The organism is uncultured Cetobacterium sp., from assembly GCF_947039425.1.
In the GTDB taxonomy this organism is placed as follows: domain Bacteria; phylum Fusobacteriota; class Fusobacteriia; order Fusobacteriales; family Fusobacteriaceae; genus Cetobacterium_A.
In genome coordinates this window covers 1-9,544 of sequence record NZ_CAMQYW010000052.1, presented here as the reverse complement: position 1 = coordinate 9,544, position 9,544 = coordinate 1, and the positions used below count along the sequence as shown (strand labels likewise).

Below are 9,544 nucleotides of genomic sequence, written 5' to 3'. Positions count from 1 at the left end.
TCCATAAATTTGTTCTATTCCATATGCATGTTTAAAAGCAACTGTAATTGTATTTGCTTGTACTGCATTAAAAATAAATCCATATGTTATTGTAATTAATATTGAAAAGGCTATTCCCAATCCTTTTTTCTTCATTCCAAGTTCCATATAGTATGCAGGTCCACCAACAAAAATACCGTCTTCTTTCTTTTTATAAATTTGAGCCAAGGTATTTTCAACAAGACTTAAACTTCCAGCAACCAAGGCTAAAATCCACATCCAAAATACTGATCCAGGTCCACCAACAGATATAGCAAGAGCAACACCTGCTAAACTTCCAGTTCCAACTTTAGAACCAGCACTTATACAAAAAGCTTGAAATGGAGATACACCTTTACCACTTCCTTTTTCCAACATAACTTTAAACATCTCTTTAATTTGTGTTAAATTAGCAAACTTAAGTTTAAAGGTAAAATATAAACCAGATGCTATAAGTACTACAATTAGTACATATGACCATAAAATATTATTTAAAAAATTGATAAAATTCATAATCCCTCCAAAGTATTTTTTTAAAAAATTCTACATTTTAATTCATTACATAAATCTTCTAAAAGAGATATCCCAGCAATTGGATTTCCTTTTTTATCTAAAGATGGTGAATATACACCAATTCCCATTTTATGAGGAATAACTGATACAATTCCACCACCTACACCACTTTTAGATGGAAGTCCCACTCTAACAGCAAATTCTCCAGAACTATCATACATTCCACAAGTAACCATTAAAGTTTTTACAATTCTTGTAATTCTTGGAGTGATAATTTCTTCTCCAGTGCTCAATTTACCTTCATTAGCTAAAAAAAGTCCAAGTCTAGCAATTGTTTTAGTTGTTACATCAATGGAACACTGTTTAAAATAAATTTCTAAAACCTCTTCAACATTTCCAACAATTATGTTTTCAGATTTTAAAAAATATCCCATAGATCTATTTTTATTTCCAGTTTCTGTTTCGCTCAAATAAACTCTTGAGTTTAAATCTAAAGTGGGATCTTCTGTTATTAGTTTAAAAAAATCTAAAAGACGATTAAACTTATCTTTAACATCCACTCCTTTAATCATAGAAGATACAACTATTGCACCAGCATTAATCATTGGATTATATGGTTTTCTTCTACTAGATGTTTCTAGTTTTCTAATCGAATTAAATGGATCTCCACTAGGATCCATCCCAACTTTAGAAAAAACTAACTCTTCTCCATTGTCTAAAATAGCAAGCATTAAAGAAACAACTTTAGAGATACTTTGAACTGTGAATTTTTTATCATAATCACCTGCAAAAAATTCATTTCCGTCGTTGTCTAAAACATATATTCCTAAATCTGTAGGGTTAGCCTTACTTAGTTCTGGAATATAGTTTGCTACTTTTCCTTCTTCTGTAACTTTTTTGTGTTTTTCAATCATGTGTAGTAATAATTCAGTCATTTCGCACCTCTTTATTGTTAATAAAAAATACTTTTAATACTGAAATCTTACGTTTGTTATTGAAAAATAACAAATATAATTTTTGAATTGTCAATAGGTCTCTTAATATTTATAATATATAATTATTATTAAAATTTATATAATATCTATATTTTATAAGGATTTATAGATATTGGATTAAATACAATAGTGAGGAAATTAATGTATAAATATTTAATTTTAAATTTGAAATATAATAATATGCTTATATATTTTAAATATGTATCATTAAAAGAATAAATAGTTATACGTTATTTTGTACACTATTTACTATAAAAGTAGAACAATAAACTCTAAAATAAAAATAAAATTATATTATTTTTATCATATCGTATTTACAATAAAATTTTGATATAATTAAAATAAATAGAGTTAAAGGGGGAGTAAGTTGAATTTTTTAAAAAATTTAAAAAATTTTGTTGGAATCACAATATATAATCGTGGAAAAAATTATTTTGTGGAGGGAAGATGTGAAAATGTTAAATTTTCCCCTCTTGATGATACATTTTTTTTTGATGGAGCTTATATGTTTATTGGAGAAATAGTAGGTATTTCGGGCTTATATATAACAGAAGTTAAAATAAATAGTGAAGAGTTATTAGATTATACTTGTACTTGTCAATATTTTATGAATACTTTAAGACCTTGCAAACATATAATAGCTTTAAGTATATTAGGTTTTGAAAATGTTATTTCAAAGATTGAAGTTGAAAAAGATAATACAGATAAATTTTTAAGTCTTTTTCAAAATCAAATAGAATTAAAAAAAAATCTTATATTTTTAAAAATAAAACCAGAATTTGAAGTTTTTAGAGAGCATTTTTCTTTAAAATTAAATATGTCTATTGTATCAAAACATAAAAGTTATAAATTAAATAATAAATTATCACAATTTTTAGAAGCTTATAAAAAAAGAAGTTATAATTTTGGAAAAGCATATACTTATGATCCTAGTACTGATTATTTTCAAGGATGGGAAAACAAATTTTTATCTTTATTAGAAGAATATAATTCTGTAGTAAATGGATATTTACTTATAGATTTTGATATGGAAAATTTTTTAAAAAATGGTTTTTTCTTTGATAGACTCATGGATATTTTAAAAGAGGGAAATCAAATTGAAATGGAAAATACTTCTTTAAAAGAGCTTTTATCTATTGAAATAAATAAAATGGATGATGGAAAACTAAAAATAAATTTTAGTAATATTGATAAGTTTTATCTTGAGGGAGAGAAAACCTTAGTAAGTGCAAAAAATACAGAAAAACCAGTATTTTATAGATTGTCACAAGAAGATACTATTGTTTTTAAAAAGATATATCATAGTACTTACTATAATAAGGCTTTAATTATGAGTGAAAAAAATCTACCTTTAATTATAAATTCAGCACAAAATATGGGAAATTTATTAATAGAAAAAAAATTACAAGAAAATACTTATACTCCTGAAAATATAGAGCATAAGTTATATATAGATTCTTACGGTACTTATGGATTAAAAATATATTCAAAATTGTTTTATGATGGAAAAAGTGAAGATGAATTTAAAGATAAAATTATTATGTCTTCATTTTTAGAGAAAAACTTATTATATAAAGATATCTTAAATATTTATTCAACAAATTTTGAAAATAATTTTTATCATATTACTGAAATAGAAAGTATATATAATTTTGTATTAACTGGAATACCTCAATTGGAAAAAGAGTATGAAATATATTATTCAGAGGAGTTTAAAAGTAAAGTATATACTAGAGCAAGTTATCAAGTAAAAACAAGTGTAAGTGATCTTTTAAGTATAAACTTTACAATTGATAATGTGGATGGAAAAGAGATTTTAGATTTTTTAAATGCAATTCGTGAAAAGAAAAAATATTTTCTTTTAAAAAATGGTGGAATATTATCTATTGATAATTCAGAAGGAGAAAATTTAAATAATCTTTTAGATATATGTAATGCCACAAAAAAAGAGATTGAAAAAGGAGTTATTTCAAGAGTTAAAAATTATGGATATTTTTTAAATTCTACATTGCAAAAAATAAAAAATATACAGTTAGATGAAACATATAAAGAAATGGATAGAAACTTAAAAAATTTATGTGCAAAGAAAAACGAGAAGAAAATTAAAGAGCTATTTCCCATTTTGAGAGATTATCAAATTGAAGGAGTACAATGGCTTTTAACCCTTAAAGAATTAGGTTTAGGTGGTATTTTAGGAGATGATATGGGACTTGGAAAAACTTTACAAAGCATAGTTTATTTAGCCTTTGAAAAAAGAGAAAAACCAAGTATTATAATTGCTCCTAAATCTTTAGTATATAATTGGAAAAGTGAGTTTGAAAAATTTGCTCCTAATCTCTCTGTAAAATTGTGTATAGGAACAGTAGGTGAAAGAGAGAGAGTTATAGCTGAGTTAGAAAAAAATGATATATTAATTACAACTTATGGATTGATGAAAAATGATATAAAATTTTATGATAAATTGTCTTATGAAAATGGATTTGCTAATATATTTATAGATGAAGCTCAAAATATAAAAAATATTTTAGGAAAAACATCAAATGCTGTAAAAAATATCAAAGGAGAAACTAAAATAGCTTTAACAGGAACACCAATAGAAAATAATATTTTAGAGCTTTGGAGTATTCTAGATTTTGCTTTTCCAGGTTATTTAGGTAAACATACAACATTTAAAATAAAATATAGTGATAATCTCAAAGAATTAAAAAATATTGTAACACCTTTCATATTAAGACGTACTAAAAAAGAGGTTTTAAAGGAGTTACCAGATAAAATTGAACAAGATATAGTTATAGATTTAACTCCTGAACAAAAAAAAGTTTATTTAGCATATTTAAAAAAGTATAAAAATGAAATAGAAATAGAAAATAGTGATTCAATAAAAATACTTTCTTATATAACAAGATTAAGACAAATTTGTAATCATCCAAAACTTTTTTTAGAAGATTATAAAGGGGAAAGTAGTAAAATAGATGTTCTTTTAGACATTCTTAGAGAAGCTAAAAGTGGAGGTCGTGGGGTTCTTCTTTTTTCACAGTTTACAGAGATGTTAAACATAATAAAATCTAAATTAAAAGATGAATTTAGTATTTTATATTTAGATGGAAAAACAAAAATTCAAGACAGGTTGACTCTTGTGGAAAAGTTTAATAATGGTGAAGGAGATATTTTTATAATATCATTAAAAGCTGGTGGAAGTGGATTAAACTTAACAAGAGCTGAAACTGTTATTCATTTTGATCCTTGGTGGAATCCTTCTGTTGAAAATCAAGCAACAGATAGAGCTCATAGAATAGGACAAAAAAATGTGGTGAATGTTTTCAAACTTATTACTAAGGGAACAATTGAGGAAAAAATAAATTTAATAAAAGGTGAAAAATCAAAAATTATTAGTGAAGTTTTAGATGGAACAAAGAAAGAACTTTTAAAAATGAGTAAAGAAGAACTTCTAAAACTTTTTTAAATAAATATTATAATTCCATATGGAAAATGATATTATATTAGATGAAAAAAGTGATTTAGGAGGAGAATATGTTTAAAATAGCAATAGCAAATAATAAAGGTGGAGTAGGAAAAACAACTTCAGCATTTAATATGGCTTCTTACTATGCAAAAAAGAACTTTAAAGTTTTAGTTATAGACATGGATTCTCAAGGGAATTTAAGTGATTGCTTCATATCACCAGAAAATATAAATGAAACTCTTTATGATAGTTTTAAAAATAAAAATATTAAAAATAGTATCCATATAATAGATGATAGTTTACATATAGTTCCAGCTGATGCGGATTTAGAAAGATGTAACTTTGATTTTGTGTCTGAAATTGGTCGAGAGACTTTACTTAAAAGACTTTTATTATCTGTAGAAAATGATTATGATCTATGTATAATAGATACATCACCAGCAATTTCTTTATTAACTTTAAATGCTTTAAGTGCTGTTGATAAAGTTTATATTCCTTTAGGAAGTGGTCTTTTTGAAATTAAAGGAGTACAGCTTCTTAATGAAGCTATTGAAAATATAAAAAATTCAGTAAACTTTAATTTAGAAATTGGAGGAATATTTGTAACAAATCATTTAGCTACAACAAATTTAGCTAAAAATGTACTTGATTATGCTAATAATATTTTTGAAAATAAAATGTTAAACACAGTAATAAGAAGAAATATTCAATTAGCAGAGAGTATCTCTTTTAAAGAGAGTATTTTTACTTATAAACCTAATTCAACAGGTGCAGATGACTATGCTAGTTTATGTGAGGAGATATTAAGTAGAGAGGTGATTGTCCTTGGCTAAGGATTTTGCTGGGAATATGTTTAAGAATAATTCTTCATTAAAAGCTAGTGGATTAACAAAAGTTTCAGTTTATGAAACAAATATAGATTATATGAAACTTGGAATAGAAAATAAAAATGAGATAAATGAACTAGTATTAAATGAACAAATAATAATAAGTTCTAATAAAAAAATAGGGGAAGAGATAATGAAGCTTTCAAAGGCTTTATATGATTCTCAAGAGATATTTACTAAAAGTGAAAATAGAAATTTTTTACTTTGGATAAATAGTTTGAATTTGTCTAAAACTACAGTATATAGATTTATTGATAGATATAAATTATATTTAAAATATAGTACAGTGGATCTATTTGAATTAAGTGAAAGAGCTGTGGCAAATATAAAAAAAATAGAAAAGTCCTCTTCTGAAAAAGATGTTATTGAGATATTTACTTTACCTTTAAGTGAGCAACAGGATAAAATTTTTAATATTTTAGAAAATATAAATAAAAATGAAATTGAGGTTATAGATTTTAAAGAGGATCCTAAAATTGTTGAAAAAAAAAGAGTTATTTATAGATTAAATGAGATTGAAATTGAAATTATTAATTTAGAAAAAGAAAAAAATAGATTACAAAAGTTATTAAAAAATTTTTAGTATAAAACTTCCCACGCGTGGGAAGTTTTATAAAAAATATTAAGGAGGAATATATTATGAAAATAATAAGTTCAGGAATCAAAGATGGTTATATTGAAGAAAAGTATGGTAAGTACGGAGATCAAAATTTAAAGGGAATGCCTTCAAAATCTTTACCTTTACAATGGGAAACAATACCAGAAGGCACAAAATCCTATGCATTGGTTATGGAAGATTTTGATGCTATTCCAGTAACAGGATTTTCTTGGATACACTGGGTTACAATTATTCCAAAGGAATATTTAGAATTAAAAGAAAATGCTAGCTTAGATGATAAAAATTTAATTCAAGGTGTTAATAGTTGGATATCTTCAATGGGTGGATTAGATCAAGGTGATGCAAGTCATTTTGGTGGACCAGCACCTCCAGATAAAACACATACATATACAATAAAACTTTATGCTTTAGATGTAGAATTAAGTTTAAAAAGTGGATTTTATTTAAATGAACTATATAAAAGTATAGATGGTCATATATTAGATATGGCTAAATTAGAAGGTAAATATAACAATTAAAAATAATTACACATAAAATACAAATACGGGAGGGAATATGAAATATTTTGTTGGAATTGATATTGGTGGTACTAATAGCAAAATAGGAATATTAAATGGAAAAGGAGATCTTCTTACAAATACAAGTATAAAAACAGAATCAATAAAAGGGGTTGATTTTAGTTTAAATAAGATTTGGAATACAGTTTTAGAAATGGCTCAGGAAAATAATATTGATTTTAAAAATATAGAAGGAATTGGAATGGGTATTCCAGGACCTGTTATTAATCAAGAAATTGTAGGATTTTTTGCAAATTTTCCTTGGGAAAGGAATATAAATATTAGTAAAAAAATGGAGAATATTTCAAAAGTTAAAACTAAACTTGATAATGATGTTAATGTTATTGCTCTTGGAGAGACAATATTTGGAGCTGGAAAAGGATTTTCTAAAAGTGTTACTATTGCTCTAGGGACTGGTATAGGTGGAGGAATTTTTATAGATGGAAAACTTATATCAGGAGCTAATGGAGTAGGTGGAGAGATAGGGCATATGAAGTTAGTACAAAATGGAAAGCTTTGTGGCTGTGGACAAAAAGGGTGTTTTGAAGCATATGCTTCAGCAACAGGAATTATTAGAGAAGCAATATCAAGGCTTATGATAAATAAGAATAATGGGTTATATGAAGCTATACATGGAGATCTTAATAAATTAGAAGCAAAACATATTTTTGATGAAGCAAAGAAAGGTGACAAATTTTCTTTAGATATTGTTGACTATGTATCAGAATATTTAGCAATGGGAATTGGAAATGTTTTAAATCTTATAAATCCAGAAGTTGTAATTTTATCTGGTGGAGTTGCTTTAGCTGGAGATATTTTACTTGATAGTGTGAGAGAAAAGCTTAAAAAATATACACTTGATAATGCTCTTATTGATTTACAAATTAAAATTGGTGAACTTGGAAATAATGCAGGAATTATGGGTGCAGCTCTATTATCTGAAAAATAAAAAAAGAAAAAACTACAGTTTAATAAAAATTGTAGTTTTTTTATTGACAAAATTGGTATATTGTTGTATTATAAATTTGTAAAGATTACAAAAAAGAAATAATGACAAATTTAAACACATGGAGGATATATGGAAGTTAAGGATATTAAAGGGACAAAAACAGAAAAGAATTTATTAGAGGCATTTGCTGGAGAATCAATGGCAAGAAATAAGTATACATATTTTGCAGGACAGGCTAAGAAAGATGGATTTGTACAAGTTTCAAAATTATTTGAAGAAACAGCACATAATGAGCAAGAGCATGCAAAAATTTGGTTTAAACTTTTACACGGTGGAGTAATGGGTTCTACTATGGAAAATTTAAAATCAGCAGCAGAGGGTGAAAATTATGAGTGGACAGATATGTATGCTACCTTTGCTAAAGAAGCAAGAGAAGAAGGATTTGATGTAATTGCAAATCTTTTTGATGAAGTTGCAAAGATTGAAGCTCATCATGAAGCTAGATACAGAGAATTATTAAACAATATAGAATCTGGAAAAGTTTTCAAAAGAGAGGAAGCTGTAAAGTGGGAGTGTATGAATTGTGGGCATATACATGATGGAGAAGAATCACCATTTGTTTGTCCAGTATGTAAACATCCAAGATCATATTTTATGATACAGCCAAGTAATTATTAATATAAAGTGATTAAAAAAAAATCTCTATAAACATTTTTAAGTGTTTATAGAGATTTTTTTAATTAAATAAATTGAACTTATTGGAAATAAGGGGTATAATGATATATTAAGCAACAGAGGAGGTAATAGATTGTTTTATATTTTAGAAGCAAAAAAAGAACAATTAAAGGAGAATGAACCTCTAAACCGTAGAGTTTTTAAAGATTTAAGAGATAATACATTTCTTGAATGGATATACAACTGGAATAAGTGTGAAGAGAATACTTTGTCATTAGCAGAAACTAAAACAGTTTTAAGTGGAATAACTGTAGGTGGCAAAACTATAAAAGAGCATTTAAGGATTTCTAATTATCAAAAAGCACTATTTTATTTAGACGATATTATAAAAAAAGATGAACCTTTTACACAGATACAAATAAAAACATTACACTCTATTCTAGAAAAAGGTGAATTTGATAAGAATTATTCTAATTATAGAAATAGAAATACCGATATAGCAGGATTAAAATATACTTATACAAAATATACAAAAATAAAAGAAGAAATGGCTAATTTTGTAGAGTGGTATAATATAAAAAAAGAAAATGAAAATTTAATAGTTAGGGCAGTTTTAGTTCAAACTATATTTTTAATGATTCAACCTTTTCCAGAGCAAAATATAAGAACATCAGAACTTCTTTTAAATTTAGAGCTTATGAGAAATGGATATCCACCAATAGTAATAAAAAGTAAAAATAAACAGGCATACCATCAAGCTTTAGATAGAGCTTGTATGTATGGAAATAATGGTGAACTTGTTCAAGTTATTACATTGGAATTAAAAGAAACTTTAGATAGATATTTAGAATTAATTTAAATTTATATG

The 9,544-nt window shown here is 25.6% G+C and carries 9 protein-coding genes; 7 read left to right on the top strand and 2 right to left on the bottom strand.

Translation table 11 applies throughout. The features are described 5' to 3' along the window. Both Q0V09_RS04630 and glsA read right to left on the bottom strand, forming a co-directional pair. On the bottom strand, positions 1-531 hold a 531-nt coding region (locus Q0V09_RS04630; RefSeq protein WP_297487392.1), incomplete at its 3' end, for an alanine:cation symporter family protein. Positions 532-551: 20 nt separating this feature from the next. After that, on the bottom strand, positions 552-1,466 hold the full coding sequence (glsA, locus tag Q0V09_RS04625) for a glutaminase A (protein ID WP_297407393.1): 915 nt from the start codon (positions 1,464-1,466) through the stop codon (positions 552-554). A 427-nt stretch (positions 1,467-1,893) separates the two neighbouring features. Here glsA and Q0V09_RS04620 point away from each other — a divergent pair, with 427 nt between their 5' ends. The 7 genes from Q0V09_RS04620 to Q0V09_RS04590 all read left to right on the top strand — a co-directional run bounded on the left by Q0V09_RS04620 (position 1,894) and on the right by Q0V09_RS04590 (position 9,535). Further along, a complete protein-coding gene (locus Q0V09_RS04620; RefSeq protein ID WP_297487389.1) occupies positions 1,894-4,989 on the top strand; it encodes an SNF2-related protein in 3,096 nt (1,031 codons plus the stop codon). Between the two features lie 68 nt (positions 4,990-5,057). Then, a complete protein-coding gene (locus Q0V09_RS04615) occupies positions 5,058-5,822 on the top strand; it encodes a ParA family protein (protein WP_297406776.1) in 765 nt (254 codons plus the stop codon). Between the two features lie 16 nt (positions 5,823-5,838). Then, on the top strand, positions 5,839-6,459 hold the full coding sequence (locus Q0V09_RS04610; protein ID WP_297487387.1) for a hypothetical protein: 621 nt from the start codon (positions 5,839-5,841) through the stop codon (positions 6,457-6,459). 56 nt (positions 6,460-6,515) lie between these two features. Then, positions 6,516-7,013 (top strand): YbhB/YbcL family Raf kinase inhibitor-like protein, encoded by a 498-nt coding sequence (locus Q0V09_RS04605; protein ID WP_297487385.1) that lies wholly within the window; start codon positions 6,516-6,518, stop codon positions 7,011-7,013. Positions 7,014-7,050: 37 nt separating this feature from the next. Continuing rightward, positions 7,051-8,001, top strand: a complete 951-nt coding sequence (locus tag Q0V09_RS04600; protein WP_297487383.1) for an ROK family protein — start codon at positions 7,051-7,053, stop codon at positions 7,999-8,001. A 129-nt stretch (positions 8,002-8,130) separates the two neighbouring features. Beyond that, positions 8,131-8,679 carry a rubrerythrin gene (rbr, locus tag Q0V09_RS04595; RefSeq protein ID WP_297408015.1) on the top strand — a complete coding sequence of 183 codons (549 nt, stop codon included), beginning with the start codon at positions 8,131-8,133 and terminating at the stop codon, positions 8,677-8,679. Between the two features lie 130 nt (positions 8,680-8,809). After that, positions 8,810-9,535, top strand: coding sequence for a Fic family protein (locus tag Q0V09_RS04590; protein WP_297408017.1), 726 nt, complete (start codon positions 8,810-8,812; stop codon positions 9,533-9,535). Positions 9,536-9,544: the final 9 nt, after the last annotated feature.

What these genes read in the sequence shown, in the direction of transcription:
- glsA (WP_297407393.1), bottom strand. Translation starts at nt 1,466, where the DNA reads ATGACTGAATTATTACTACACATGATTGAAAAACACAAAAAAGTTACA.
- Q0V09_RS04615 (WP_297406776.1), top strand. Translation starts at nt 5,058, where the DNA reads ATGTTTAAAATAGCAATAGCAAATAATAAAGGTGGAGTAGGAAAAACA.
- Q0V09_RS04610 (WP_297487387.1), top strand. Translation starts at nt 5,839, where the DNA reads ATGTTTAAGAATAATTCTTCATTAAAAGCTAGTGGATTAACAAAAGTT.
- Q0V09_RS04605 (WP_297487385.1), top strand. Translation starts at nt 6,516, where the DNA reads ATGAAAATAATAAGTTCAGGAATCAAAGATGGTTATATTGAAGAAAAG.
- Q0V09_RS04600 (WP_297487383.1), top strand. Translation starts at nt 7,051, where the DNA reads ATGAAATATTTTGTTGGAATTGATATTGGTGGTACTAATAGCAAAATA.
- rbr (WP_297408015.1), top strand. Translation starts at nt 8,131, where the DNA reads ATGGAAGTTAAGGATATTAAAGGGACAAAAACAGAAAAGAATTTATTA.